Below are 26,047 nucleotides of genomic sequence, written 5' to 3'. Positions count from 1 at the left end.
ACCTTAGCGGGCCGCAGGTGGTCAGGCGTTCGAGCCGGTGAAGTGTTCGCGGACGAGGGCTTCGACGACCGGGAGGTCCTGGGCGATCAGGGCGTCCAGGAGGGCCGTGTGTTCGGCGGCGTCGGCGACGAGCACACCGTGCCGGACGGCGGGTGCGCTGATCAGCGGCCACTGGGAGCGGCGGTGGAGGTCGTCGGCGACGGCGAGCAGCTGCTCGTTCCCCGCCAGGGAGAGGACGGCCCGGTGGAAGGCCCGGTCGGCCTCGGCATAGTGGGCGCGGTCGCCCCGCGCGGCGGCGGTCGAGGTGGCCTCGGCGATCGGCCGGAGCCCGGCCCAGCGGGCGGCCGGGACCGTGCGGGCCAGCCGCAGCATGACGGGGACCTCGATGAGCGCGCGGACCTCGGCGAGTTCGGCGAGCTCGCGCGGGGTGCGCTCGGTGACGCGGAAGCCACGGTTCGGGACGACTTCGACGGCGCCCTCGACGGCGAGCCGCTGCATGGCCTCGCGGACCGGGGTGGCCGAGACGCCGAACCGCTCGCCGAGGGCGGGGGCGGAGTACACCTCGCCGGGGACGAGCTCGCCGCCGACGAGGGCGGTACGCAGGGCGTCGAGGATCTGGCCGCGGACGGAGTGCCGTACGACGCGGGAGGCGGGGACGGGAGCGATGCCGGAGGCGTCCGACTCGCAGTGGGTGTGCTCGCCCCGGGCGGACTCGGCACGCCGGTCGGCGCCACGCGGGGGCTCGCCCGCGCCACGGGCCTGCTCCGGCACCCGTGCGGCGCCGTCCGCCGTTCGTGTGGCGTCCTCCGGGGCGTGGGCGGCGTCGCCGAAGGGCGGGGACGGCCTCTCCGTCGCCCGCTCGCGCGCTGCGCCCTGCTCCACCCGGGTCCTCCTGCGGCCTCGTGCCGGTCCCGGCTCGCGTCGCCCGGGTCCTCTGTGCACCATAGGCGAACGGTCCGACAGGACACCCCCTGGGGCTGCCTCCCTGGTGGGAGCCCTCGGGCCGGTGGTGAGAGGCGACTCCGAATCGGGTAAGGTAAGGCTAACCTGCCAACGCTCGCGATTCGGTGGTCCCCATGACCGTCCCCGCCCTGTTGCCCGCCCTTCCGACCTCGCCCGTCGCGGCTGCCTACGCCCGGCTCGCCGAGGTCTTCACCCATCTGCGGATAGAGGAACACGTCCGGGATGAGCGGCTGCCGCGCGGCGCGGGCTGGGTCGGCGCGGACGAGCTCGCGGCCGGCGGCCCCGACCTCGACGCCTTCCTCGCCTGGGACAACGCGCAGGTGCTGCGCGACTACGGCACCCAGGCCCGCCCCGACGTCGTCGCCGGCTTCGGGCTGCACCGGTACGCCTGGCCCGCCTGTCTCCTCGTCACCGTCCCCTGGTTCCTGGACCGCAGGGTGCCCCGGCTGCCCGCACGGAATGTCTCCTTCCAGCGCACGCTGGGGCGGATGGCCGTCCGGGTGGAGGAGTTCGCCTGCCTGCCCGGCGACCCCGCGGCGGCCCTGCCCGGCGCCCGTGTGGTCGCCGACGAGGACGCGCTGCGGGCCGAGGTGCGCGCCTCGCTCGCCGAGCACTTCGAGGCGATCCTCGACGGCTTCGGCTCCCGGATGCGGCGCGGCCGCCGCGCCCTGTGGGGGATGGCGACGGACGAGATCGTCGAGGGCCTCTGGTACGTCGGCGCCCTGTTCGGCGAGGAGCGCCGGGCGATGGACGAGCTCGACCTGCTGATGCCGGGCACCGTCAAGCCGTACAAGCCCTATGCGGGAGCGGCGGGGTTCCGTGAACTGCCGGGCGCCGAGGGGCCGGACGGCGCTCCGCGCGCCACGCGCGACCGGGCGACCTGCTGCTTCTTCTACACGCTGCGCCCCGAGGACACCTGCCTCACCTGTCCGCGCACGTGCGACGCCGAGCGGGTCCGTCGGCTCGCGGCGGCCGCCTGAGGCTCCCGAGTGATTACGCCACCCGGACGGGTGGCGTAAATCGAACTCAACCCCCTCTCCCTGCTTAGGTGTTCGACCAGATCGCACCTATTCGTATGCCGTGGCGCCCCGATGGCGTGCTCTTGCCCGGAAACCCCTTGAGCGCCCCGCGGGGTCGGCCAGTATGGGCCGCCAAACGCCCTACTGCGATGCAAGGGACACCGCATGAGACTGACCGACATATCGCTGGACTGGCTGCTTCCGGGTGGCGTCATGGTGGCCGGAGTCCTGACGGCGGTGGCGGTGCTCGCGCGCGGGAAGCGCGCCGGTGACCAGGCCGCGGCCGAGGACTCCTGGGAACGCAGCGAGGAGCGCCGCAGACGCAAGGAAGCCGTGTACGGCACCGCTTCCTACGTCCTCCTCTTCTGCTGTGCCGCGGTCGCCGCGGCCCTCTCCTTCCACGGACTCGTCGGCTTCGGCCGGCAGAACCTCAACCTCACCGGTGGCTGGGAGTACCTCGTCCCCTTCGGCCTCGACGGCGCCGCCATGTTCTGCTCGGTGCTCGCGGTCCGCGAGGCAAGCCACGGTGACGCGGCCCTCGGCTCGCGGCTGCTCGTCTGGCTGTTCGCGGGTGCGGCGGCCTGGTTCAACTGGGTGCACGCGCCGCGGGGCATGGGCCACGACGGGGCCCCGCAGTTCTTCGCGGGCATGTCCCTCTCGGCGGCGGTCCTCTTCGACCGGGCGCTCAAGCAGACCCGCAGGGCCGCGCTGCGCGAGCAGGGCCTGGTGCCCCGCCCGCTGCCGCAGATCCGGATCGTGCGGTGGATGAGAGCGCCCCGGGAGACGTTCGCCGCCTGGTCGCTGATGCTTCTGGAGGGCGTACGGACCCTGGACGAGGCCGTCGACGAGGTGCGCGAGGACCGGCGGGAGAAGGAGCAGAACCGCCTCCGCCGGCGCGACCAGGTCAAACTCGACCGGGCACGCCTGAAGGCCATCAACCGCCAGCACCGCGCCTTCGGCAGGGGCGGCGGCCGTCAGGTCGAGATGGCGGCGCTCAACGCCGCGTCGGGATCCGGTACGGGCCCGGGTCCGGGGTCCGGTTCCGGTTCCGGTTCCGGTTCCGCCACGGCGTCCGTCCAGGCCGCCGTCGCGGAACCCGCCATAGCGGACCCGGGACAACTGCCGCTTCGACCCCGGCCCTCCCTCCAAGCCGTCAGGGGACGTGACATCCAGACGAACGACTCCCGGACGGTGGACCTCACCGCGGAGGACGACACCCAGACGCTGCCCCGTCTCGACTCCCTGGAGCGCAAGCTCAAGGATCTGGAGCAGCAGTTCGGCTGAGTCCTCGCGCCGACCCGAAACCGGCGGGGCCGCCTCTCAGGCGGCCCCGCCGTTCAGTTCGAACCACACCACCTTGCCCACTCCGTGGTCCTCGACTCCCCAGGAGTCGGCCAGCGCCTCGACGAGGATCAGCCCCCTGCCGTGCGTACCGTCGTCGGCGCGCGGTACGTGCGGTGGCGCGAGTCCGGGCACGAAGTCGCGGACCTCGACCCTCAGCTGCTCCGGAACGACCGTCGCGGTCACGACGGCCCCGTGCTCGGTGTGGATCAGGGCATTGGTCACCAGTTCGCTGGTGAGCAGTTCCGCCACGTCGGAGGCGCCCGGTCCGCCCCACTTCCGCAGCATTTCGCGCAAGGCATGTCGCACCTCCGGCACCGCGGTGAGATCCTCGCATCCCACCTTTCTGAGCAGTTGAGTCGGCTGTCGTGCCTCCCCGGCCATAACCCCCACCCACAGATCGCGTCGAACAGGCTCACGGGGATGCATGCCCCGCCAAAACGCCCGCATTCCCTCAGAGTCGGGGCACGTTGCGCAGGTTGGAGCGCGCCATCTGGACCATCCGGCCCACTCCCCCGTCCAGGACGATCTTGCTGGCGGAGAGGGCGAAGCCGGTCACCATGTCGGCGCTGATCCTCGGCGGGATGGAGAGCGCGTTGGGGTCGGTGACGACGTCCACCAGGGCCGGGCCCTTGTGCTTGAAGGCGTCCTTGAGGGCACTCGCCAGATGCTTGGGCTTCTCGACCCGTACCCCGTAGGCGCCGGCGGCGCGGGCGATGGCCGCGAAGTCCGGGTTCTTGTTCGTGGTTCCGTACGAGGGAAGTCCGGAGACCAGCATCTCCAGCTCGACCATGCCGAGCGAGGAGTTGTCGAAGACGATCACCTTCACCGGCAGGTCGTACTGCACGAGGGTGAGGAAGTCGCCCATCAGCATGGAGAATCCGCCGTCGCCGGAGAGCGAGACGACCTGACGGTTCCGGTCGGTGAACTGCGCGCCGATGGCCTGCGGCAGCGCGTTCGCCATCGACCCGTGGCTGAACGAACCGATGATCCTGCGCCGCCCGTTGGGGGTGAGGTAGCGGGCCGCCCAGACGTTGCACATTCCGGTGTCCACCGTGAACACGGCGTCGTCGTCGGCAAGTTCGTCGATCACCGAGGCCACGTACTCGGGGTGGATCGGGACGTGCTTCTCGACCTTGCGGGTATACGCCTTGACGACGCCTTCGAGCGCGTCGGCGTGCTTCTTGAGCATCTTGTCGAGGAAGCGGCGGTCGTTCTTCGCGCGGACGCGCGGGATCACACAGCGCAGGGTCTCGCGGACGTCACCCCAGACGGCGAGGTCGAGCCGGGAGCGGCGGCCGAGGCGCTCGGGCCGGACGTCCACCTGCACGATCTTGACGTCGTCGGGCAGGAAGGCGTTGTACGGGAAGTCGGTGCCGAGCAGGATCAGCAGATCGCACTCGTGGGTGGCCTCGTACGCGGCGCCGTAACCGAGCAGTCCGCTCATGCCGACGTCGTACGGATTGTCGTACTGGATCCACTCCTTGCCGCGCAGGGCGTGGCCGACCGGTGACTTGATCCGCTCGGCGAACTGCATCACCTCGGGGTGCGCCCCGGCCGTGCCGCTGCCGCAGAAGAGCGTCACCCGGTCGGCCGCGTCGATCATCCGCACCAGGGCGTCGATCTCGGCGTCGCCCGGACGGACGGTCGGCCGGGAGGTGACGAGCGCGGTCTCCGCCACCTTCTCCGGGGCCGGCTGGGAGGCGACGTCGCCGGGCAGCGCGACCACACTGACGCCGCCGCGGCCGACGGCGTGCTGGATCGCCGTGTGGAGCAGCCGGGGCATCTGCTTCGGATTGGAGATGAGTTCGCTGTAGTGGCTGCACTCGCGGAACAGCTGGTCGGGGTGGGTCTCCTGGAAGTAGCCCAGGCCGATCTCGCTCGACGGGATGTGCGAGGCGAGCGCCAGGACCGGGGCCATCGAGCGGTGGGCGTCGTACAGGCCGTTGATGAGGTGCAGGTTCCCCGGGCCGCAGGAGCCGGCGCAGGCGGCGAGGCCACCGGTGATCTGCGCCTCGGCGCCGGCGGCGAACGCCGCGACCTCCTCGTGCCGCACCTGGATCCAGTCGAGCGAGGGGGTACGGCGGATCGCGTCGACGACCGGGTTCAGGCTGTCACCGACGACGCCGTACAGGCGCCGGACGCCCGCGCGCACGAGGATGTCGACGAACTGTTCCGCCACGTTCTGTTTGGCCATGGATCCATCAACACATGGCCCGCCGCGTTACGCCTCCCAGACGCCCACCCCCGTACGGTCGTCGGCGTAACCGGTCACCCTCAGCTGGGTGTCGGCGAGGAACTCGGCGAGACCGGGCGCCTCGGTGTCGGCCCAGCGGGCGGCGAGCTCGCGGGCGAGAGCGGGTTCTCCGCGCATCGGTTCGGCGAGACCGGGCGAGGCGAGCAGCAGGGTGTCGCCCGGGCGGGCGACGGACGCGCGGAAGCGGAACGGCTCGGCGGGCGGCGGCACGGGCTCCTCGACGAGCGGCCCGGGAGCGGTCGTGATGCCGAAGTCCATGGTGAGCCGGTCGCCCTCCTCGGTCTCGGAGGGGACCGCCTCCGGGGGCGCCGGACGCGGCGGCGATCCGAAGCCGAGGACGGGACCGCCGGTGACGGCGGCCGGTTCCGGCAGGAGCGGTTCGATGTCCTGCCAGGAGCCGTCACGGAGCCTGAAGAGACCGCCGCCGCCGATGCCGAAGAAGACGCGGGTGCGGCAGGCGGGGTCGGCGGGGACGAGCAGGCAGCGGAGGGTGGCGGTGTACTCGTCGGGGGCGAGGCCGCGCTCGGCGGCGCGGGTACGGAGCTTGCCGTACGTACGGTCGGTCAGCCGGTGCAGTCCCGACTTGAGGTCGCCGCGGCGACCGGACCTGATGTCCTCGGAGAGCCGGGCATGGCTGCGGCAGACGGCCTCGGCGATCCACTGGCAGGCGTCGGCGGCGGCGAGATGGGCGTCCTCGGCGGCGCGGGAGCCGGCGGCGACGGCGACGAGGACGAGCGCGGTCTCGTCGTGGCCGAAGCGGGCGGTGAGCAGGGCGTCGCGGCGGGGCTCGCCCCGGTAGCGCGCGGAGTCGCCGCGCACGGAGGCGGCCCGCAGGGTGCAGGTGCCGTAACGGGCCCCGTCGAGCACGGTGTCGGAGACCAGCTCACCGAGCTCACCGGGCCGGGCGACGGGCAGCGCGGTCGGCTCGGCCTCGTACGTGGGCGGCCGGCTGCCGACGTATCCGGTACGGGGCCGGGGCACGGAGACCTCGACGGTGAGGTCCGACCCGGGGCCGGAGTCCGGACCGGGGCCGGAGTCCGGACCGGGGCCGGAGTCCGGACCGGGGCCGGAGTCCGGACCGGATTCGGGATAGGTGTCGGTGTCGGTGGGGGCCTCGTCCCAGTACCCGGACTCCGGCTCCTCACGGCCCGTTCCCTGCGGCACCTGCACCTGGACGGTGGGCGCCTCGACGGGCGGGGCGACGGGAGGCGGCGGCGCGGGAAAGGTCTGCGGCCCTTCCGGAGGCGTCTCCCAGGGCGCCCGACCGGGCGTGAGGGGCGCGGGCCCGCGCGCGGGGGCCGTGCCGGGTACGGGCGGGGGGCCGGGCGGCACGGGCGGGGGGCCGGGCGGCACGGGAGGCGCGGGCGGCACGGGAGGCGCGGGCGGCGTGACGGCCGGGATCGGCGGCGGAGGCGGGGCCTCGTCGGCCTCCGTGGCCCACGGGGCCGGCGCTCTGACCGGCACGGTCGGCGTGGGTTCCGGGTCCGGGGCCGTCGGACCCGGGTCCGGTGTCTTCGGGCTCGGGTCAGGTGTCTTCGGGCGCGGGTCCGTGGTGGCCCGGGCCGCCGTCGTGAAGTGGTCGTCGAGGGTGTCACCCGACGCCGTCGGGGCCGTGTCCGGCGCCGACTCGTCGTAGAGCTTGTCCCACCAGTTGTCGTCCCCCTGCTGAGTCATGCCCTTATTGTCCACCGCGCAGGGCGCCCGAAAACGGGACATCAGGAAAACCGTTGCTGCAAATGGGTGGTCCGCCGGGCGGCCCCACCCCCCACGGGAAGGACGCCCGGCGGACCGGCGTGATCAGCGCACGTCGTAGGCGCGGACCACGGTCTGGGTGACGGAGTTGCCGTTGGCGTCCGTCAGTTCGGTCTTCAGGGTGACCGGCTTGCCGGTCGCGCCCGTGTGGTTCACGGTCGCGGTCCAGTTGCCGCCCTGCTGAGAGACCCGCGCTTCGGTCCAGGTCGTACCCCCGTCGTAGGAGTACGAGAGCTTCGCCGAGGTGAGCGCTGCGGGGGTGTAGCCCGCGTGACCCGTCGCGGTGAGGCCGATGTGCTGGCCGTCGGTCGCGGCGAGGGTCTTGAGTCCGTCCTCCGGAAGGTCGTACCGGGGGAAGAGAATCGGGATGCCCTGAGAATAGACGCTCTCGTCAAGCTTGGAGGTGAATTTCCACACCGAGTTGACGGAGGTGGAGCGGGCCCACACCTTGCTGCCGATCTTCATGACGTTCTGTTCGAGGGTGTACGTCCCCGCGTCGGCGGGTACCTCGAAGGCTCCGAACGGCCAGCCGGACTCGCCCAGGACCTCGCCGTCCCGGCTGAGGCGGACACCGCCGATGTCACCGAAGGAACCGGCCTCGCCGTGGTGGGTGTTGTCGCCCCAGATGGCGGCGGAGAAGCCGATGTAGTTGCCCTGGCGCTCGGCGACGAGGACCGGCTTGCCGGTGGTGTCGCGCGGGGCGGTGGGGGCGACGACGCCGTCGTACCAGCTCTCGGTGCGCCGCTCGCCGGCCTTGTAGGTGTGCTGGGCGCCCAGCATGTACTCGCCGAAGGGGAAGCTGGAGGACAGCATCCGGTCCCAGCCGGTGTCCCCGGCGGTGAAGTACTCGGTGCGGGTGCCCGGCGCGGGGATCGGCGCGAGGTCGCTGAAGGAGATCGCCATGCCGTTGGGCCGGTTGGCGCCGCTGAAGTCGAGGAAGTCGTTGGCGATGCCCATGGCGCGGTAGGTGGACTCGGTGCGGCCGAGCTGTCCGTCGCGGACACGGTAGTTCTCGGCGTCGCGGATCGAGCCCTTCTCGGGGAAGGCGAGGTTGTAGAGGTAGGGGCTCTTCGCCGTGGCCTTCCAGGAGAGTGCGACCTCACCCGCGGCGAGCTTGGTGAGCAGCGCCGCGCCCTCGGTGGAGTCGACGGCGAGGACCGGGAACCCGGCACCGGTGAATCCGCCCGTCGGGTACCAGCGGCCGGGGCCGGTGCGGTACCCGAGAACGGCCACCGCTCCGGCGGCCTTGGCGTTGCGGGCGACCGTCGCCGCCGCGTTGGAGGAGTCGGGGAAGCGGACCAGGGCGATGCGGCTCTGGACACCGGCGGCCTTCAGCTCGTCGGGGGTGCCGGTTCCGGCGTCCACGAGGCCGGCGGAGCCGGTGCCGTCGAGGTTGTCGGAGCCGGTGGAGGCGGTGACCGGGTGCAGGGTCAGGCCGTCGGTGGTCCGGAGCGAAGAGATCAGCGGGGCGGCGGCGCGCCAGTAGCTGCCGAACTCGAAGTCGCCCTCGTCGGCGGCGCCTTCGACCGAGGCGTAGTAGCCGCGGATGGTGCGGGGTCCGGCGGCGGTGCCGGCGTGCATCCACATGTCGTCCCAGGAGCGGGCGAACGCGAGGGTGGTGCCGCGGGCTTCGGAGGCCTGGTCGGTCTTCACCGACAGCTTGTGGGCCTTGCGGGCGTCGAGGACGACCGTGGTGTCCTTCTTCAGCTCCAGCTGCGGGCGGCCGAGGTAGCTGAGCGAGTCGTTCAGCGTGGCGCCCTCACCCGCGTCGGGGGTGGTGACGAAGGAGGAGAGGAAGTAGCTGCCGGGACGCAGGCGGTAGACCTGGTCGGCGACGCCCTCGTTGAAACGGCGCTCGCCGCTGGCGTCGTCGGTGCCGATGACGTCGAGGGAGGAGGCGCCGGAGGCGGCCTTGCCCTGACGGTCGATCAGCTTGACGCGGAGGGTGACCGTTTCGGGCTCGACGTAGAGCGAGAACGGGGTGGAGACGTGGACGCCGCCCTTGCCGGTGGCGATCACGCGGCCGGTGACGTCGCCGTACTGGGCGCGGTCGAGGCGGGCCGTGGGGTCGAGCTCCAGCGGGACCTGGACGGTGGCGCCGGCCGGCACGGTGACGGTGCGCTTGCCGAGGCGGGCGACCGAACTCCGCACGGTGGAGCCGTCGTTGCCGGTGACCCTCTCGACGGCCAGGTTCAGGGTGACCGGGGCGGCGGAGGTGTTGGTGTAGGGGACGGAGACCGTGGTGCGGTCGCTCTTGTCCTGCGGGCAATTGTAGGTGCCGCCCTGGACGGCGGGGGCACCGAGGACCGTCTGGTCGACGGCGGCCTTGACGTCGAGGCGGCCGCCGCCGACCTCGCGGACGTCACCGGGGACGGAGCTCTCGGCGGAGGCGACGAGCGCGGCCTTGATCTGCTGGGCGGTCCAGTCGGGGTGGCGCTGCTTGACGATGGCGGCGGCGCCCGCGACGTGCGGGGTGGCCATCGACGTACCGGACATGGACTGGTAGGCGTACACACCCCGGCCGCCGGCGGCCGCGGCGGAGATGTTCACGCCGGGCGCGGCTATCTCGGGCTTGAGGGTGTGGTTGACGATCGTCGGGCCGCTGCTGGAGAAGTACGCGGTGGAGTCGTCGCGGTCGGTGGCGCCGACGGTGAGCACGCTGGGCGCGCAGCCGGGCGAGGAGACCGTGTTGAGGGTCGGTCCCGAGTTTCCGGCGGCAATGACGAACAACGTGCCCTCGTTCTGGGCGAGTTCCTCGGCGGCGACGCTCATCGGGTCGGTGCAGTCGGTGGGGGTGGGGTTGCCGAGGCTCATGGAGACGACGTCGGCGCCCTGCGCGACGGCCCACTCCATGCCCGCGATGATCCACGAGGTGGCACCGGAGCCGGAGTCGTTGAGGACCTTGCCGTTGAGGAGCTCCGCGCCGGGCGCGACGCCCTTCTTCTTGCCGCCGCTCGCGGCGCCGGAGCCGCCGACGGTGGAGATGGTGTGGGTGCCGTGGCCCTGGCGGTCGTCGGCGGTGTCGGAGTCGGTGAAGTTCTCCGAGGCGGCGATCCGGCCCTTGAGGTCGGGGTGCTCGGCGTCGGCGCCGGTGTCGAGGACGGCGACCTTGGTGCCCGTGCCGTCGTAGCCGGCGGCCCAGGCCTCGGGGGCGTGGACCTGCTTCGTCGAGCGCTCCAGGGTGGCCTGGACCTTGCGGTCGAGCCAGAGCTTCTTGATCCCGGAGGCGGAGCGGGCGGCGGGGGCGTTCAGCTCGGCCCAGAACGTGGCGGCCTGCTTCTTCTCCGCCTTGAGCGCGACACCGTCGACGGTCTTGAGGACCTGGCCGCGCTTGGCGCCGCGCGGGGCGGCGGGGACGGATCGGGCGAGGTCGGAGCCGTAGACCGCGATGAGGGGCAGCGTCGTGGTGGCCGCGTCGTCGTAGCCCTGGCGGACGAGCCCGGTGACGTTGAAGAGCTCCTCGTCGACGCGACCCGCGGCGAGCGCGTCGGTGGCGTCCTCGGGGTAGACGTACAGGTCCTGACCAGAGCGGCGGGTCTGGACCAGGGGGACGGTTCCGTCCTCGCGCGGCAGGGCCGTGGCGGCCGGGTTGCCGTCGGCGTCGCGGGTGACCACGACGCGGTCTCCGGTGACCAGGGTCACCGTGACGGGACGGTCGCCGGCGCGGGCCGAGGCCTCGCTGCCTACCAGCGGTCGCTTGCCGGCCGTGTCGTCCTTCGGCTCATTCGCCATGGACGGCGCGACCGCGGTGACGGCCAGGACGACGGCGGTCGCCGCCCCCAGGGCCGTACGCGAAATCGGGCGCATCGCTCTCCCCATCTGATTCCGGAAAAAGGGCACAAGACACCCGTATCCGAAGGTTGTTGGTGCTGCGGTGGCGCCACATTGGCAGAGGTGAGGGCCGTACAGGGATGATGGGCAAGGCGGGAATGCGCCGTGGCCGTTTCCCGCCAGGTCACCAACGGAACGAATGCCTCCGGTGAACGTCCTGGGAAGAATCCGGGGCGCCCGCCGGAGGTACGGCGAGGGGCGGGGCATCCATGCTGGGAGCGATAGGACTCGATGAGCGCCAGGAGTCCGCGTACCGGGCGCTGGTCGCGCTGGGTGCGGCCGAGGTGACCGACCTCGCGCACCGGCTCGCACTGCCCGAGCGGGACACCGAGCGGGCGCTGCGCCGCCTGGAGTCGCAGGGGCTCGCCGCCCAGTCCTCGGCCAGGACCGGGCGGTGGGTGGCGGCGCCGCCGGGGGTGGCCCTGGGCGCCCTCCTCACCCAGCAGCGCCACGAGCTGGAGCGGGCGGAACTGGCGGCGGCGCTGCTCGCCGAGGAGTACCGGGCGGAGGCCGAGGAAGCGGCCGTGCACGACCTGGTGGAGGTGGTGACCGGCGCGAGCGCCGTCACCCACCGCTTCCTCCAGCTCCAGCTGGGCGCGCAGGAGGAGGTCTGCGCCCTGGTGACGGGCAAGCCGATCGCGGTCTCCGGCATGGAGAACGACGCGGAGGAGCAGGCCGCCGGGCGAGGGGTGCGCTACCGGGTGGTGCTCGAACGCGAAGTGCTCACCCTCCCGACCGGGCTGCTCGAACTCTCGGCGGCGCTCGGCCGCGAGGAGCGCGTCCGGGTCGCGGACCGGGTTCCGACGAAGCTGGTGGTCGCCGACGGGAACCTGGCGATGGTGCCGCTGACCGGGCGGGGCGCGGAGCCGGCGGCGATCGTCGTGCACGCGAGCGGGCTCCTCGAATCGCTGATGGGCCTGTTCGAGTCGGTGTGGCGGGATGCACTGCCCCTGAGACTCGGGGCCGGCGCGCAGGTCACCGAGGACGAGGCACCCGGTCCGGATGTCATGGATCTGGAGATCCTGTCGCTGCTGCTCGCCGGGATGACGGACGCGAGCGTGGCCAAGCAGCTGGACCTGGGGCTGCGGACGGTGCAGCGGCGGGTGAAGGGCCTGATGGAGCTGACCGGGGTGACGACCCGGCTGCAGCTGGGCTGGCACGCGTACGAGAAGGGGTGGGTGGCGCGCGGCTGAGCGGGGGTCGTATGGCAGGGTGAGCGCGCCCGGTTCGGACGTCCGTACCGACCCGCTGCCCTCTCGTACGACCGCCCAGGAGCACCACCATGAACGGAAGGCGCCGCCGCGCCCTGCTGGCCACCGTCACCCCGGTGCTGGAGCCCGGGGAGCAGGTCGAGGTGACGGCCGTCGTCAACCTGAGCTCCGTCTCGGTGCGCCGGACCGCCGTGTTCGGCGTGGCGTCGGCCGTCCTCAGCGGTGGCGCGATGGCGGTGATCCCGACGCCGACCCCGATGTACCTGGCGATGACCGACCGCCGGCTGTTCATCTTCCGCGCGGACCCGATGTTCGCGAAGCCGGTGGAGCACACGATGACGCTCCAGCGGGCCGGCCTGGTCCGGTCGGAGATCAAGGAGCGGTACGTGAACTCCTCCTTCATCGTCTCCTCGCCGCACAGCGAGACCTCCCTGAAGATCGTGTTCCCGCTGCTCGGCCGCAAGGGCCGGGATCTCGTGGCCGCCGCCCTGCCGCTTGCCGCCGGCTGACGCCCCGTACTCCGTTCGTCCGCCGTGACCTGCGGGAACACCCGGATTCCGGCACCCTGGGCACATGGGTGTGTGGCAGCTCCTGCTGGTCGCGACGGTGATGCTGCTCGGCCTGTTCGGGGTGCTGACCCCCGGCGTGCCGGGAACGTGGCTGGTGTGGGCCGCCATGCTGTGGTGGTCGCTGCACGAGCGGACCGACCTCGCCTGGATCCTGCTGGCCTCCACGACCGGTCTGCTGCTGCTCACCCAGGTGGTCGTCTGGCAGCTGCCGCCCCGCCGCTTCCGGGGCGTGGGCATCACCCGGCGGATGGTGACGTACGCCGGGGTGGGCGCGCTCCTGGGCTTCGTCCTGGTCCCGGTGCTCGGCGCGATCCCCGGCTTCGTCGGCGGGATCTACCTCTCGGAACGGCTCCGGCTCGGCGGCCACGGCCAGGCCAGGGCGGCGACCCGCACGGTGATGCGGGCGGCCGGCACGAGCGTCCTCGTCGAGCTGTTCTCCTGCCTGCTGATCGTGGGGGCGTGGGCGGGGGCGGTGATCTGGGGCTGAGTCCTGGGCCGGGCGGGCCGGGCACCGCGGGCAAGGCGGGACTTTCCGGACACGGCCTAGGGCGGAAGAGGGAGCGGGGATGGGTCCCGCTGCCGATCCATCGGCGGCACGACGGCGCGATCCTGGGTACATGAGGGATTTCGAGGGCTTCACCGAGGCGGAACGCGCCTATCTCACCGGCGGCCGGCAGCTCGGCCGGATGGCCACGGTCGACCCGTCCGGTCAGCCGCAGGCCAATCCCGTGGGCTTCTTCCCGCAGGAGGACGGCACCGTCCTGGTGGGCGGACTCGCGATGGGCCGTACGAAGAAGTGGCGCAACCTGCGGGAGAACCCGAAGGTGGCGCTGGTCGTCGACGACCTCGCGAGCGTCCACCCCTGGCGGGTGCGGGGCGTCGAGATCCGGGGCGAGGCCGAGCTCCTCGTCGGCTCGCACGCGCTCGGTCCGCACTTCAGCGAGGAGGTCATCCGGATCCATCCGCGCCGGATCCACAGCTGGGGCCTCGAGGAGTCCCCGGGATCGGCGTCCTGAGGTAGCGGGCGGCGTACGAGCGCCAGGGCCGCCACTCCTCCGTGTCCGGGCCGTCCGCCGGGGGCACGTCGGGGTCACCGAGGGCCCGCATCCGGATCAGGGCGGCGGCCTCGACGGTCACGCCGGGCACGGCGCGCAGCGCGCGCTCGGCCTCGTCGCGGTCGGCGCCCGGGTCGAGGCAGACCTCGCCGGCGGTGAGCGCGCGGGCCAGCGGGCCCGCGACGGGGTGACCGGTCAGGGCCCGGGGCTCCGGGAAGACATGGGTGAGGCTGCCGCAGCCGGTGGCCAGCGGTGTGCCGTGCGCCTCGACGACCACGGCGGATTCCGCGGCACCGAGCAGCGTCCGCAGGGCGAACTCCTCCGGGTCGGCCGTCCCCGGGGACCGTACGCCGGGCCGGGCGGCCACCTCGGCGGCGAGCGCGGGGGTCGAGCCGAGGCGTTCGGCGACCGCGTACGGGTCGGCGTCCAGGTCGAAGAGGCGGCGCAGCCGGTGCACGGCGGTGGTCAGGTCCCGCAGCTCGGTGAGATGGATCCGGGCCTCCAGCCAGCGCCCGGCGGAGCGCTCGTCGACGGAGACGATCCCGGTGCCGTACGGGAGCCGGAGCGTGCGCCGGTAGGTGCGGGCGCCGGGGGCGCCGACGATCTCCTCCACGCGGGGCACGGCCTCGGCCGCGAGCAGGTCGAAGACCTCGCCGGCGGCGTACGGACCCCGGTGGGCGAGCCGCAGCGGGACCCCGGCGGCGAGTGCGGTACGGGCTCCCGCGCCGCTGCCCGCCTCGGCACGGAGGGAGGTGGGGGTGCGGGCGTAGACGGCGCGGATGGTCTCGTTGAACTGGCGGACGCTGGCGAAGCCGGCCGCGAAGGCGATCTCGGTCACCGGCAGCCCGGTGGTCTGGAGGAGCAGCCGTGCCGTGTGCGCCCGCTGGGCGCGGGCCAGCGCGACCGGCCCGGCGCCGAGCTCGGCGGTGAGCTGGCGCTGCACCTGCCGGGTGCTGTAGCCGAGGCGTCCGGCGAGGCCGGGCACCCCTTCGCGGTCGACGACGCCGTCGCCGATCATCCGCATGGCCCGCCCGACGACATCGGCCCGCACGTCCCATGCGGCGGAGCCGGGCACGGCGTCCGGGCGGCAGCGGCGGCAGGCCCGGAAGCCGTGGCCCTGGGCGGCGGCGGCCGTCGGGAAGAACGCGACGTTCTGCCGTTTCGGGGTGACGGCGGGGCAGCTGGGACGGCAGTAGATGCCGGTGGTGCGGACGGCGAAGAAGAACTCTCCGTCGAACCGCGCGTCCCTGCTGCTGACCGCCTCGTAGCGGGTGTCGTCGTTCTTCACGTCTCCCAGTGTGCGACGCCGCCCGACATCGGGCTCGCGGTTTTCGGACACGGCGTTACGGGGGAGGGTGGCCCTCCCCCGTACGCCCACGCCGCCCCGTACGCCCGCTACCGGACGTTTCCGCGCTTCAGCTCCATGGCGCGGCGGCCCTCGGCGCCCTTGCGCTTCCAGTCCTTGAGGATCTCGGTGCGCACGCGGGCGTCGGTCTTGGCCACGATCCGCTGGTTCTCGCGGATCAGCTTGCGGTAGCTCTCCAGACGGCGCACCGGAAGCGAGCCGTCCTCGATCGCCGCCGCCACCGCGCAGCCCGGCTCCGCCTCGTGGGCGCAGTCGTGGAAGCGGCAGTGTCCGGCCAGCTCCTCGATCTCCGAGAAGACCTGGCCGACACCCGTCTCGGCGTCCCAGAGCCCGACTCCGCGCAGCCCGGGGGTGTCGATGAGGACGCCCCCGCCCGGCAGGACGAAGAGGTTGCGGGTGGTCGTGGTGTGGCGGCCCTTGCCGTCGATGTCCCGGGCGGCCTGGACGGCCATGACGTCCTCGCCGACGAGGGCGTTGGCGAGGGTCGACTTCCCGGCGCCGGAGACGCCGAGGAGCACGGTCGTACCGCCCGCGACCACCGCGGACAGCACGTCGAGTCCCTCGCCCGTGGTCGAGCTGAGGGGCACCACCTGGACGCCGGGGGCGACCGTCTCCACGTCCTCGACGAGGTAGGAGAGCCCGAGGGGGTCGGGTACGAGGTCCGCCTTGCTGAGGACCACGGTCGGCTGGGCGCCGGACTCCCAGGCCAGGGCGAGGAAGCGCTCGATGCGGCCGAGGTCCAGCTCGACGGCGAGCGAGACGGTGATGACGGCGTGGTCGACGTTGGCGGCGAGGATCTGCCCCTCGGACCGCTTGGAGGAGGTGGAACGCGCGAAGGCCGTACGGCGCGGCAGACACGCCCGTACGTAGCGGGGGTCGCTGACGCCCTCGGGGTCGACGGCGGCCCAGTCGCCGGTGCAGATGACCCGGAGCGGATCGTGCGGGGTCACGAACGCCGTGTCGGCGCGCACGATCCCGTCGGCGGTGGCGATGTCGCACTGACCGCGGTCGACCCGGACGACCCGGCCGGGGACGAGCCCCTGGGCGGCGTACGGGGCGAAGGCGGCGGCCCACCCGGCGTCCCATCCATGGGCGTCGAGCGGCGAGGAAGAGGAAGAAGAAGTGACGGGGGAAAGCGGGAAAGACAAGGGGGACCCTTCACAGGGGTGGCCCCGGCACACGCCGATCGGCGCGCAGGAAGAAGGTCAGCCGGCGACCACGGAGGTGGAGTGAACGAACTGCTGAATGCGGGCAACACCCGTCGTGACGACAGCCATCGGTCACACCTCCTGGATCACACACGGCGACAGTCCCGGACAGCCGAGTCGGCCGGTCCGTGAGAACGACATGACCTTAGCGCGGCCCCGTCGGGCCACGCCAGGCATTTATTTCGCGCCACTCCCACACCTCCTTTTCCGGCCGTGAGAGCGGGAACCGGTGGCGCAGTCCCTCGCCTTGGACGCCCGGTACGAGCGGATGCGGCCGAGCAGTGCGGCCGGCCGGATCCGAGGTCCGATTCGTACAAGACCGGCCGGGGACACCCTGCCTACCGTGCCCTCATGGACACAGCACCCCGCATCACCCCGCACCTGGACCTGATCGGCCTCGTCGTCTCCGACATGGCCGCCTCGCTCGCCTTCTACCGCCGCCTCGGCCTGGAGATCCCGGCCGGGGCCGAGTCCGCCCCGCACGTGGAGGCCGTGCTGCCCGGCGGGCTGCGGATCGCCTGGGACACGGAGGACGTCGTGCGCTCCTTCGACCCCGGCCGGCGGCGGCCCGAGGGCGGGAACCGGATCGAGCTCGCCTTCCGGTGCGGCACGCCGGAGGCCGTGGACGCGGTGTACGAGGAGCTGGTCGCCGCCGGGTACCAGGGGCATCTGAAGCCCTGGGACGCCTTCTGGGGCCAGCGTTACGCGGTGGTCCTCGACCCGGACGGCAGTGGCGTCTCGCTCTTCGCCGACTCCGCCACGGACGCCACGTAGGCACCGAGCGTCATCCCGGCCAGTGCCCTGGTCTCACGGGCGAGATGGGCCTGGTCGGCGCAGCCCGCACGTACGGCGGCCTCCGCGTACGGCACTCCGGCGAGGACCAGGGCGAGCGCACGCTGGAGACGCAGCACGCGCGCGAGGATCTTGGGGCCGTAGCCGAAGGCGTCGAGGGACCGCCGGTGCAGCTGCCGGGCGCCGATCCCGACCGCGTCGGCCGTCTCCGCGACCGCCCGGCCGGCCGCGAGGCGCGCCACGACGGCCCGGAGCAGCGGATCGGGCGCGGGGGCCTCGGCCGCCCGGTGCCGTACGAGCTCGTCCAGGGCGGCGGCCGGGTCGGGGGCCTCGGTGATCCGTTCGCCGAGCCGCCGCGCCTCGGCCTCGCCCCAGAGCGCGCCGAGGGCGACCCGCCGGTCGCGGAGTTCATGGGCCGGTACGCCCAGGAAACCGGGCGCGTCACCGGGCGCGAAGCGGATTCCGGCGTACCGCGCGGCGAACTCCCCCGGTACGTACGCGCGTGTGTCGGGTCCGGCGACCAGGAGGTGTCCCTCGGCCCAGATCAGGTCCATGCAGCCGTCGGGCAGGACGGGCCGGGCCGGCACGGCCGGCCGGGAGCCTTCCGGGGCGGGCCCGGCGGTCCGGGTCCACAGGACGGCTCCGTCGAGCAGGGCGGGGCGCTCCTCGTACACACCTCAAAAATAAGCCCCGCCGGTCGGTCAGTCCTTCTCCCAGCCGGAGTGGAGGCGGGCCTTCACGTCGTCCGGGGGCAGGAACCGGGACCAGCGCTCGGGGAACTCGGACGGCATGTCCGGGTCGTCCTCGTCGACGTCCTCCGCCTCGGCCCGGACCCGGGCGACGAGTTCCGCCGCCTGGACGGCGCGGGCCCGCTCGTTGGCCTCACGGGCCGCCGCCGTGGCGACGGAGGGCCAGACGCGGTCGATGGCGGCGTTCACGGCGGCGCCGACGAGGACGGCGAAGGCGGAGATGCCGATCCAGAGGAGGACGGCGATGGGCGCGGCGAGGGAGCCGTAGATCGTGGGCCCCTCGACCTGGCTGGTGAGGTAGATGCGCAGCAGGAAGCTGCCGAGGACCCACATCCCGAGCGCGACGAGGGCGCCCGGGATGTCCTCGATCCACGGCGATCTGACGGGCACGGACACGTGGTAGAGCGTGGTGAGGAAGGCGATGGAGAGCAGGGTGACGGCCGGCCAGTAGAGGACGGAGACGACCTCCGTGCCCCAGGGGACGAGTTCGACGACCCGGTCGGGGCCGACGACCGCGAGGGGCAGCACGACGGCTCCGATGATCAGGGCCACGATGTAGAGCAGGAAGGCCAGGAGCCGGGTCTTCACGATGCCGCGGTGGCCGTCGAGTCCGTACATGACGGTGATGGTGTCGATGAAGACGTTCACCGCGCGCGAGCCGGACCAGAGGGCGATGGCGAAGCCGAGGGAGACCAGTTCGGGGCGTTTGCCCTGGGTCACGTCGTCCAGGAGGGGTTTGGCGATGTCGCGGACCCCTCGGTCGGAGAGGACCGTTCCGGCAGCACGGAGGATGTTCTCCTGGATGCTCGCGACGGTGTCCGTGTTGGTCCAGTCGTCGGCGTAGCCGAGGAGGGCGATCATGCCGAGGAGCAGCGGCGGCAGTGACAGCAGGGTGAAGAACGCGGCCTCGGCGGCGAGGCCGAGGATCCGGTACTCGATGCACGAGTTGACGGTGTCCTTGAGGAGCAGCCAGACCATCTTCCGCTTCGAGACGTTGCGGTAGAGGACGCGCGCGCGGTGGAGCCTGCTCCAGGGCCGCCGCTCGGGCCGTTCGGGTGTTTCGCTTGCTGCCTGCACCTGCTTACCGTATCGGCATGGCAGCGACCACCCACACCGTGACCAACCAGGCTCCGCCCCTGTTGGGGTACGACGTCTTCACGAGCGACCCGGCACTGGCGGAGGCGGTCGAACGGCACCTCGCGCCGGAGCTCCTGGCGGAGGCCCGCGAGGATCTCGTCGTCCTCGGCCGGGCGTCCGGTTCGGCGCAGGTCCGGGCGTGGGGCGAGCGGGCGAACGCGAACCCGCCGCGGCTGCGGACCCACGACCGGTACGGCCACCGGATCGACGAGGTCGACTTCGATCCGGCCTGGCACCGGATCCTCGGCAAGTCGGTGGGGGCCGGGCTCACGGACGCGTGGGGCCGTCCGGGCGGTCATGTGCGGCGGGCCGCCGGGTTCCTGGTGGTGTCGCAGGCGGAGGCGGGGCACGGCTGCCCGCTGTCGATGACGCATGCCGCCGTGCCCGCGCTGCGTGCCGAGCCGGAGCTCGCCGAGGTGTGGGAGCCGGCGGCCCGCTCGCACGTGTACGAGCCGGAGCTCCGCCCGGTCGCGGAGAAGCCGGGCGTCCTCCTCGGAATGGCCATGACGGAGAAGCAGGGCGGCAGCGACGTCCGGGCGAACACGACGGAGGCGCGCCCCCTGGCGGCCGACGGGGAGTACGTCCTGACGGGGCACAAGTGGTTCTGTTCGGCGCCGATGTCGGACGCCTTCCTGGTCCTCGCGCAGGCCCCGGCGGGGCTCACCTGTTTCCTGGTGCCCCGGGTTCTCGCGGACGGCTCGCGCAACGCCTTCGCGCTCCAGCGGCTGAAGGACAAGCTGGGCAACCGTTCGAACGCCTCCGCGGAGGTGGAGTTCGACGGGACGACCTGGGCGCGCCGGGTCGGCGAGGAGGGGCGCGGGCTCCGCACGATCATGGGCATGGTGGCGGCGACCCGGCTCGACTGTGTCCTCGGTTCGGCGGCGCTGATGCGGCAGGCGGTGGCGCAGGCCGTGCACCACTGCGCGTACCGCAGCGCCTTCGGCGGGCCGCTGATCGAGAAGCCGCTGATGCGGAACGTACTCGCCGATCTCGCCCTTGAGTCGGAGGCGGCGACGGTTCTCGGCATGCGACTCGCGGCGGCCTACGACGCCGTCGATGCCGACGGCTCCGGCGACGCGGAGCGGGAGCGGGCCCTGCTCCGTATCACCGTTCCGGCGGCGAAGTACTGGGTGACGAAGCGGTGCACGCCGATGGTGGCGGAGGCCCTGGAGTGCCTGGGCGGCAACGGGTACGTGGAGGAGTCGGGGATGCCCCGGCTGCTGCGGGAGTCGCCGCTCAACTCGGTCTGGGAGGGCTCGGGGAACGTCCAGGCGCTCGATGTGGTGCGGGCGCTGCGGACCGAACCGGCCTCGCTGGACGCGTTCCTGCGGGAAGTGGGGGCGGCGCGGGGCGCGGACCACCGGCTGGACCGGGCGATCCGGGGACTGCTGGTCGAACTGGCGGACCTGGAGGGGATCGAGGCGCGGGCGCGGCGGCTCACGGAGCGGATCGCGCTGGTCCTTCAGGGGGCGCTGCTCGTGCGGTGGGCACCGCCGGAGGTCGCGGACGCGTTCTGCGCGGCGCGCCTCGGCGGGGACGGGGGTGCGGCGTTCGGGACACTGCCGCACACGCTGGACCTGCGGGCGCTGGTGGAGCGGGCGCGCGTGGAGGTCTGAGGCGGGGGCGTACGTCCGGGAAGCTTGCCGCGCGCGCCAGGGGTGGACCACGGGGGGTCGGCACGCGCGGAAAAGCGGGGGTGGTGCTGCGCCGACACGGCACCACCCGCCGCTTCCACCACCTTCGCCCAGGGGGGCGGTCGGCGAACAGAGTTGCAAAGGGTTGCAGGATTACCCGAACCGGGCCTCGCGGAGCGGTTCCGAACGGCACGATGGGCACCGACACTCCGGACATCTGCCCCGTGCAGAACCGATACAGCACCCCGGGTGGCTGGGAGAGACCGATGAATAACACGCAGCTCGACATGAAGCGCCTCGCCGCCATGGACGCCGCCCAGGCCACCCGGCTGCTGCACCGGGTCCGCGAGGCGACGCTCGCCGGCCGCACGCCGCCGATCGCGCCCCGCGCGGAGATCGACGCGTCCTGGCAGCGCATGGCCCGGCTCGGGCTCGACCCCGACCAGGGCACGAACAGCGTGCTGCTCCAGCGGGACGAGCTGGAGGAGCGGCGCAGAACCACGCTCCTCTCCGAGGTCATGCAGACGCTGAGCGGCGGCCTCGCCGGCATCGCCGACACCTCCCTGCAGATCATGGTGGTCACCGACGAGCACGGCCGGGTGCTGTGGCGGCAGGGAAACCTGGCGGTCATGCGGCAGGCCAACGGCATCTGCCTGGAGGAGGGCGCCGCCTGGACCGAGCACACCACCGGGACGAACGCGGTCGGTACGGCCCTCGCCATGGGCCGGGCGGTTCAGGTGCACTCCGCCGAGCACTACGTCCAGGCGCTCCACAACTGGACCTGCGCCGCCGCGCCCGTGCACGATCCGCGCGACCGTCGGCTGCTCGGCATCCTGGACGTGAGCGGTCCCGCGTCCAGCTTCCATCCGGCGATGCTGGCCCTGGTCGGTTCGGTGGCCCAGCTCGCCGAGGCCGAGATGCGGGAGCGGCACCGCAGATCGGTGGAGCGACTGCGGGCGGTGGCCGCGCCGATCCTGTGCCGGGTGGGCGGCCGGGCCGTCGCGGTCGACAGCCACGGCTGGACGGCGGCGGTGACGGGGCTCGCACCGGTGGACCGCATCCCGCTGCCGAAGTCCTTCCGGTCCGGCCGGCTGTGGCTGCCCTCGCTCGGCGTGTGCGCGGTGGAGCCGCTGCCGGGCGGCTGGCTGCTGCGGGTCGAGGAGGAGACGCCGGTGGAGGAGCCGGGCACGGCCGCGGCGAGCCGGGTGGTCCTCGACCTGAGCCGGCCGCGCCGCTGGACGGTGTCCGTCTCGGGTGCGGCGGGCAGTTGGCAGCAGGAGCTGAGCCCCCGGCACGCGGAGCTCCTCTACGTCCTGGCGCTGCACCGGGACGGGCGGACGGCGGCGGAGCTGGCGGACGACGTGTTCGGGGACCGTACGCGGACGGTGACCGTACGGGCGGAGATGTCCCGGGTACGCCGGAACCTCGCCGGGGTCCTGGCGCACCGCCCGTACCGCTTCCGCGAGGAGGTCGCGGTGGAGGTCCTCCGCCCGGAGCGCCCGGCGGACCTGCTGCCGCACTCCCTTGCCCCGGCGGTACGGGCGCCCCGAACGGGCACGGACGCGCGGGACTCGTAGGGGACGCAGGACACCTAGGGGACGCAGAGGGCGGCATGCGTGTGCCGCCCGGGCCCGGTGGTGTCCCGGGCCCGGGCGGAGGTGTCAGGCGGGCGCCGTCACGCGTGGCAGGTCGACGCCGTCACGCGTGGCAAGCCGGTGCCGTCACGCGTGGCAGGCCGGCAGGCGGCCGTGGTACGTGACCATCTCGCCGAACACCCCCGCCACGTCCAGCGGGCCGGCCGGCTCGGCGTCCTCGTCCCGCTCCTGCCACGCGCGGTGCAGATTGCCCACGAGCCGCTCGGAGTCGAGCAGGCCCGCGAAGGGTCCGAGGTCGCACGTCCTGGCCGTCTCCAACGGGGTGAGCCCCCGGTCGGCGCCCTCGGCCGCGACCTTCTGCAGCCACCGCAGGTACTCCTCGGTGGCGTCGAAGGCCTCGGGGCCCGCGAGCGGTCCGTGGCCGCCCACGACCGTGACGGGCCGCAGCCTGCGCAGCCGCTCCAGGGTGTCCAGGGAGCCCCGCACCGTTCCCATCAGGACGAAGGGCGTGCACCCGGGCATCACGATGTCCCCGGTGAACAGGACCCGCTCCTCCGGCAGCCAGACCACGGTGTCGCTCCGGGTGTGCGCGGGGCCGAGGTGCAGCAGCTCCACGCGCCGGCCGTCCGCGTGCAGGGTCAGGCTGCCGGAGTAGGTCAGGTCGGGCAGGACGACCTCGACGTCCCCCCACTCCACGTCCGGCCACAGCCCGGTCAGCGCGAGTCCGGTCGCGGCCATGTCGGTCCGGGTGTGGGCGTGGCTGATCACGGTGGCGCCGGGCCCGAAGACCTTGTTGCCGAAGGTGTGGTCGCCGTGGAAGTGGGTGTTGACCACCGTCCGTCGCGGGCCGGGCGCGAGGGCGTCGACGCTCTCCTTCAGCCGCAGGGCCCGGCGTTCGGTGGCCGCCGTGTCGACGACGACGGCCCCGCCGTCGACCCGGATCACCCCCGCGTTGTTCAGGCACCACCCGCCGTCGGGCTGCAGGTACGCGTGGACTCCGTCGGCGACCTCGGCGAGGCGCGGGAGGGCGTCAGCCATGGTCGGCGCCCTTGACCACGACGGCGGAGTTGAAGCCCCAGCGGCCCCGGGCGAGCACCAGGGCGGCGCGCGCGGTGGTCGGCCGGGGTGTCCCGCGTACCAGGTCGAGGCCGTACGCGGCGGGTGTCTCCCCCTCGTACGGTACGGCCGGGACGAGCCCGTCCCGCAGGGCCAGCAGCGCCGCCACGACGTCCAGCGGGCCTCCGCCCGCGAGGAGCCGGCCCGTCAGCGCCTTGGGCGCGGAGACCGGCACACCGTGCGGACCGAAGATCGCGGTGATCGCCTCCGCCTCGCTGCGGTCCAGGTCGGCCGTGCCGGCGGCGTCGGCGAAGACGACGCCGATGTCCGAGGGGGTGAGGCCGGCGTCGGCGATCGCCAGCTCGGCGGCGCGGCGGAGGGCCGGAGGACGATCGGAGCCGGGCGGCGGGTCGAAGGTGGCGGCGTAGCCCGCGAGTTCGCCGTAGGCGCGGTCGACCCCCCGGGACCGGGCGCCCTGTTCGCTCTCCATGATGAGGAACGCGCCGCCCTCGCCGGGCACATGGCCCCGGGCCCCGGTGTCGAAGGGGAGGTAGGCGCGGTCCGGGTCGTCGCTGTCGCTGGTCAGCCCGCTGGACAGGTGGGCGGCCCAGCCCCAGGGGTCCAGGGCGGAGTCGACGCCGCCCGTGACGACGAGCGGGGTGCCGAGCCCGAGGGACCGGCGGGCGTGACCCAGCGCGTCCAGGCCGCCCGCCTGGTCCGCGACCAGGGCGGCTCCCGGGCCGCGCAGCTTGTGCCGGATGGACACCTGGCCGGTGTTGACGGCGTAGAACCAGGCGAACGACTCGTAGACGCTGACGAACTCCGGCCCCTTGGACCAGAGGTTGGCGAACTCCCGGTGGGTGAAGGCCATTCCGCCCGAGGCGTTGGCGGTGATGACGCCGAGGTCGAAGTCGACGAGCTCGGCCGGGTCGACGCCGCCGTCGGCGAGGGCCTGCTCGGCGGCGATCAGGGCCAGCCGGGTGGAGATGTCGGTCTGCGGCAGCAGCCGGTTGGGCAGGTGGTCCGCCGGGTCGAAGTCGAGGATCTGGCCGGCCAGTCGGGAGGGGTAGCGGGAGGCGTCGAAGCGGGTGAGGGGGGCGATGCCCCCGCGCCCTTCGAGCGTGGCGTTCCAGTACTCCTTGACGCCGAGGCCGTTGGGGGCCACCACGCCGATGCCGGTGATCAGGGCTCGGTCGGTCATGCCGCCGCCTCCTCGGGTCGTCGGAGCACCATCGCGCTCTGGAATCCGCCGAAGCCGCTGCCCACGGTGAGCACGCTGCGCAGCTTCGCCTCCCGGGCGGTCAGCGGGACGTAGTCGAGGTCGCACTCCGGGTCGGCGGTGTGGAGGTTGGCCGTGGGCGGGACGACCTGGTGCTGCAGGGCCAGGAGGCTGGCCGCGATCTCGATGGAGCCGATGGCGCCGAGGGAGTGGCCGACCATCGACTTGATGGAGCTGACGGGGATGGCGTAGGCGTGCTCGCCGAGGCTCCGTTTGAAGGCGGCCGTCTCGTGGCGGTCGTTCTGCTTGGTGCCCGAGCCGTGGGCGTTGACGTAGTCGATGGCCGTCGGGTCGATCCTGGACTCGTCGAGGGCGACGCGGATGGCCTCGGCCATCTCCCGGCCGTCGGTCTTGAGACCGGTCATGTGGTAGGCGTTGAGGCGGGTCGCGTAGCCGCTCACCTCGGCGTAGATCCGGGCTCCCCGGCGTACCGCGCTCTCGTACTCCTCCAGGACGAACATCGCGGCGCCCTCGGCGAGGACGAAGCCGTTGCGGGAGAGGTCGAAGGGCCGGGAGGCGTGTTCCGCGTCGTCGTTGCGCGGGGTGGTCGCCTTGATGGCGTCGAAGCAGGCGGCGACGATGGGGGTGAGGGGGGTGTCGGTGGCGCCGGCCAGCATGACGTCGACGGAGCCCTCCTGGATCAGCCGGCAGGCGTAGCCCACCGAGTCCAGGCCGGAGGTGCAGCCGTCGGAGACCACGGTGACCGGCCCCTCGGCGCCGACGGTCCAGGCGACCTCGGCTCCGAGGATGCTGGGCACCATGTGATCGAACATGTGGGGGGTCAGGTAGGAGGGGTCGACCTCCCATTCGCGGCCCTGGTCGGAGAGGACCCGGTACTCGCTCTCCAGCGACATCGCGGCCGCGACCGCGCTGCCCACGCTCACGCCGACGCGCTCGGGGCGGAGGCCCTCGAAGGAGAGCCCGCTGTCGGCCACCGCGTCGCGCGCGCAGACCACGGCGAACTGTGCGGCCCGGTCCATGCGGCGGATCTCGCGGGGGGTGAGGCCCTCGGCGGCGGGGTCGAAGTCGATCTCGCCCGCCACCTGGGAGCGGCACTTGGAGGCGTCGAAGGAGCTGATGGCGCGGGTGGCGGTCCGGCCGGAGCTGAGCAGGTCCCAGAACTGCCGCGTCCCCGAGCCACCCGGGGCCCGCACCCCCAGTCCCGTGACGACGACGCGGCGGCTCATCGGGAGCCCCCCGCCGGGTAGCGGGACCGGGCGTGCCCCCGGGGGG

Annotated in this window: 21 protein-coding genes; 9 read left to right on the top strand and 12 right to left on the bottom strand. The window is 73.2% G+C overall.

The features are described 5' to 3' along the window. Positions 1–21: 21 nt before the first annotated feature. Complete coding sequence (locus OG462_RS33460; RefSeq protein WP_406063449.1) at positions 22–882, bottom strand: GntR family transcriptional regulator; 861 nt, start codon at positions 880–882, stop codon at positions 22–24. A 194-nt stretch (positions 883–1,076) separates the two neighbouring features. Here OG462_RS33460 and OG462_RS33455 point away from each other — a divergent pair, with 194 nt between their 5' ends. Further along, positions 1,077–1,943, top strand: a complete 867-nt coding sequence (locus OG462_RS33455; protein ID WP_406063447.1) for a (2Fe-2S)-binding protein — start codon at positions 1,077–1,079, stop codon at positions 1,941–1,943. Between the two features lie 204 nt (positions 1,944–2,147). After that, positions 2,148–3,266 carry a DUF2637 domain-containing protein gene (locus OG462_RS33450; protein WP_406063445.1) on the top strand — a complete coding sequence of 373 codons (1,119 nt, stop codon included), beginning with the start codon at positions 2,148–2,150 and terminating at the stop codon, positions 3,264–3,266. Positions 3,267–3,302: 36 nt separating this feature from the next. Here the strand turns inward: OG462_RS33450 and OG462_RS33445 are convergent, their stop codons facing one another. The 4 genes from OG462_RS33445 to OG462_RS33430 all read right to left on the bottom strand — a co-directional run bounded on the left by OG462_RS33445 (position 3,303) and on the right by OG462_RS33430 (position 11,139). After that, a complete protein-coding gene (locus tag OG462_RS33445; protein WP_406063443.1) occupies positions 3,303–3,707 on the bottom strand; it encodes an ATP-binding protein in 405 nt (134 codons plus the stop codon). A gap of 70 nt (positions 3,708–3,777) precedes the next feature. After that, positions 3,778–5,520 (bottom strand): pyruvate dehydrogenase, encoded by a 1,743-nt coding sequence (locus OG462_RS33440; RefSeq protein ID WP_406063441.1) that lies wholly within the window; start codon positions 5,518–5,520, stop codon positions 3,778–3,780. Positions 5,521–5,547: 27 nt separating this feature from the next. Next, positions 5,548–7,254, bottom strand: coding sequence for a protein phosphatase 2C domain-containing protein (locus OG462_RS33435; RefSeq protein WP_406063439.1), 1,707 nt, complete (start codon positions 7,252–7,254; stop codon positions 5,548–5,550). 123 nt (positions 7,255–7,377) lie between these two features. Continuing rightward, entirely contained in the window at positions 7,378–11,139 is a 3,762-nt protein-coding gene (locus OG462_RS33430; protein WP_406063437.1) for a S8 family peptidase, read from the bottom strand. Between the two features lie 233 nt (positions 11,140–11,372). Between OG462_RS33430 and OG462_RS33425 the strand changes: the two genes are divergently transcribed. The 4 genes from OG462_RS33425 to OG462_RS33410 all read left to right on the top strand — a co-directional run bounded on the left by OG462_RS33425 (position 11,373) and on the right by OG462_RS33410 (position 13,959). Then, complete coding sequence (locus OG462_RS33425) at positions 11,373–12,356, top strand: helix-turn-helix domain-containing protein (protein WP_406063435.1); 984 nt, start codon at positions 11,373–11,375, stop codon at positions 12,354–12,356. An 89-nt stretch (positions 12,357–12,445) separates the two neighbouring features. Beyond that, entirely contained in the window at positions 12,446–12,883 is a 438-nt protein-coding gene (locus tag OG462_RS33420) for a hypothetical protein (RefSeq protein WP_406063433.1), read from the top strand. 64 nt (positions 12,884–12,947) lie between these two features. Next, complete coding sequence (locus tag OG462_RS33415; protein ID WP_406063431.1) at positions 12,948–13,430, top strand: DUF456 domain-containing protein; 483 nt, start codon at positions 12,948–12,950, stop codon at positions 13,428–13,430. A gap of 130 nt (positions 13,431–13,560) precedes the next feature. Next, a complete protein-coding gene (locus OG462_RS33410) occupies positions 13,561–13,959 on the top strand; it encodes a PPOX class F420-dependent oxidoreductase (protein WP_406063429.1) in 399 nt (132 codons plus the stop codon). Here the strand turns inward: OG462_RS33410 and OG462_RS33405 are convergent. Beyond that, positions 13,892–15,286 carry a bifunctional transcriptional activator/DNA repair enzyme AdaA gene (locus OG462_RS33405; RefSeq protein ID WP_406063427.1) on the bottom strand — a complete coding sequence of 465 codons (1,395 nt, stop codon included), beginning with the start codon at positions 15,284–15,286 and terminating at the stop codon, positions 13,892–13,894. The two genes, OG462_RS33410 and OG462_RS33405, sit on opposite strands and share 68 nt — an antisense overlap. 107 nt (positions 15,287–15,393) lie before the next feature. Further along, positions 15,394–16,512, bottom strand: a complete 1,119-nt coding sequence (rsgA, locus tag OG462_RS33400) for a ribosome small subunit-dependent GTPase A (protein ID WP_406063425.1) — start codon at positions 16,510–16,512, stop codon at positions 15,394–15,396. A gap of 411 nt (positions 16,513–16,923) precedes the next feature. On the opposite strand from rsgA, the gene OG462_RS33395 reads away from it, so the two are divergent. Further along, positions 16,924–17,346, top strand: coding sequence for a VOC family protein (locus tag OG462_RS33395; protein WP_406063423.1), 423 nt, complete (start codon positions 16,924–16,926; stop codon positions 17,344–17,346). On the opposite strand, the gene OG462_RS33390 is transcribed toward OG462_RS33395, so the two are convergent. Continuing rightward, positions 17,274–18,038, bottom strand: a complete 765-nt coding sequence (locus tag OG462_RS33390; RefSeq protein WP_406063421.1) for a helix-turn-helix domain-containing protein — start codon at positions 18,036–18,038, stop codon at positions 17,274–17,276. The two genes, OG462_RS33395 and OG462_RS33390, sit on opposite strands and share 73 nt — an antisense overlap. Positions 18,039–18,065: 27 nt before the next feature. Further along, positions 18,066–19,190 carry a YihY/virulence factor BrkB family protein gene (locus OG462_RS33385; RefSeq protein ID WP_406063419.1) on the bottom strand — a complete coding sequence of 375 codons (1,125 nt, stop codon included), beginning with the start codon at positions 19,188–19,190 and terminating at the stop codon, positions 18,066–18,068. A 17-nt stretch (positions 19,191–19,207) separates the two neighbouring features. On the opposite strand from OG462_RS33385, the gene OG462_RS33380 reads away from it, so the two are divergent. Then, positions 19,208–20,866, top strand: coding sequence for an acyl-CoA dehydrogenase family protein (locus OG462_RS33380; protein ID WP_406063417.1), 1,659 nt, complete (start codon positions 19,208–19,210; stop codon positions 20,864–20,866). 284 nt (positions 20,867–21,150) lie between these two features. Further along, positions 21,151–22,461 carry a GAF domain-containing protein gene (locus OG462_RS33375; RefSeq protein ID WP_406063415.1) on the top strand — a complete coding sequence of 437 codons (1,311 nt, stop codon included), beginning with the start codon at positions 21,151–21,153 and terminating at the stop codon, positions 22,459–22,461. A 144-nt stretch (positions 22,462–22,605) separates the two neighbouring features. Here the strand turns inward: OG462_RS33375 and OG462_RS33370 are convergent, their stop codons facing one another. From OG462_RS33370 to OG462_RS33360, 3 genes are read right to left on the bottom strand one after another with little or no spacing between them, the layout of a single operon-like run. Next, positions 22,606–23,517, bottom strand: coding sequence for an MBL fold metallo-hydrolase (locus OG462_RS33370; protein WP_406063413.1), 912 nt, complete (start codon positions 23,515–23,517; stop codon positions 22,606–22,608). Continuing rightward, positions 23,510–24,736, bottom strand: a complete 1,227-nt coding sequence (locus tag OG462_RS33365; protein WP_406063411.1) for a ketosynthase chain-length factor — start codon at positions 24,734–24,736, stop codon at positions 23,510–23,512. The genes OG462_RS33370 and OG462_RS33365 overlap by 8 nt, the downstream gene beginning before the upstream one ends. Beyond that, positions 24,733–26,001: a beta-ketoacyl-[acyl-carrier-protein] synthase family protein gene (locus OG462_RS33360; RefSeq protein WP_406063409.1), complete on the bottom strand. Its 1,269-nt coding sequence runs from the start codon at positions 25,999–26,001 to the stop codon at positions 24,733–24,735. Before OG462_RS33360 ends, OG462_RS33365 begins: the two co-directional genes overlap by 4 nt. Between the last annotated feature and the right edge of the window lie 46 nt (positions 26,002–26,047).

Origin of the sequence: Streptomyces sp. NBC_01077 (assembly GCF_045162855.1) — a bacterium.
GTDB lineage: Bacteria > Actinomycetota > Actinomycetes > Streptomycetales > Streptomycetaceae > Streptomyces.
Note: the sequence above shows the minus strand (reverse complement) of the source record. Positions and strands in the feature narration are given on the sequence as shown.

What these genes read in the sequence shown, in the direction of transcription:
- OG462_RS33380 (WP_406063417.1), top strand. Translation starts at nt 19,208, where the DNA reads ATGGCAGCGACCACCCACACCGTGACCAACCAGGCTCCGCCCCTGTTG.
- OG462_RS33445 (WP_406063443.1), bottom strand. Translation starts at nt 3,707, where the DNA reads ATGGCCGGGGAGGCACGACAGCCGACTCAACTGCTCAGAAAGGTGGGA.
- OG462_RS33365 (WP_406063411.1), bottom strand. Translation starts at nt 24,736, where the DNA reads ATGACCGACCGAGCCCTGATCACCGGCATCGGCGTGGTGGCCCCCAAC.
- OG462_RS33430 (WP_406063437.1), bottom strand. Translation starts at nt 11,139, where the DNA reads ATGCGCCCGATTTCGCGTACGGCCCTGGGGGCGGCGACCGCCGTCGTC.
- OG462_RS33360 (WP_406063409.1), bottom strand. Translation starts at nt 26,001, where the DNA reads ATGAGCCGCCGCGTCGTCGTCACGGGACTGGGGGTGCGGGCCCCGGGT.
- OG462_RS33370 (WP_406063413.1), bottom strand. Translation starts at nt 23,517, where the DNA reads ATGGCTGACGCCCTCCCGCGCCTCGCCGAGGTCGCCGACGGAGTCCAC.
- OG462_RS33455 (WP_406063447.1), top strand. Translation starts at nt 1,077, where the DNA reads ATGACCGTCCCCGCCCTGTTGCCCGCCCTTCCGACCTCGCCCGTCGCG.
- OG462_RS33450 (WP_406063445.1), top strand. Translation starts at nt 2,148, where the DNA reads ATGAGACTGACCGACATATCGCTGGACTGGCTGCTTCCGGGTGGCGTC.
- OG462_RS33420 (WP_406063433.1), top strand. Translation starts at nt 12,446, where the DNA reads ATGAACGGAAGGCGCCGCCGCGCCCTGCTGGCCACCGTCACCCCGGTG.
- OG462_RS33440 (WP_406063441.1), bottom strand. Translation starts at nt 5,520, where the DNA reads ATGGCCAAACAGAACGTGGCGGAACAGTTCGTCGACATCCTCGTGCGC.
- OG462_RS33435 (WP_406063439.1), bottom strand. Translation starts at nt 7,254, where the DNA reads ATGACTCAGCAGGGGGACGACAACTGGTGGGACAAGCTCTACGACGAG.
- OG462_RS33415 (WP_406063431.1), top strand. Translation starts at nt 12,948, where the DNA reads ATGGGTGTGTGGCAGCTCCTGCTGGTCGCGACGGTGATGCTGCTCGGC.
- OG462_RS33395 (WP_406063423.1), top strand. Translation starts at nt 16,924, where the DNA reads ATGGACACAGCACCCCGCATCACCCCGCACCTGGACCTGATCGGCCTC.
- OG462_RS33375 (WP_406063415.1), top strand. Translation starts at nt 21,151, where the DNA reads ATGAATAACACGCAGCTCGACATGAAGCGCCTCGCCGCCATGGACGCC.
- OG462_RS33410 (WP_406063429.1), top strand. Translation starts at nt 13,561, where the DNA reads ATGAGGGATTTCGAGGGCTTCACCGAGGCGGAACGCGCCTATCTCACC.
- OG462_RS33425 (WP_406063435.1), top strand. Translation starts at nt 11,373, where the DNA reads ATGCTGGGAGCGATAGGACTCGATGAGCGCCAGGAGTCCGCGTACCGG.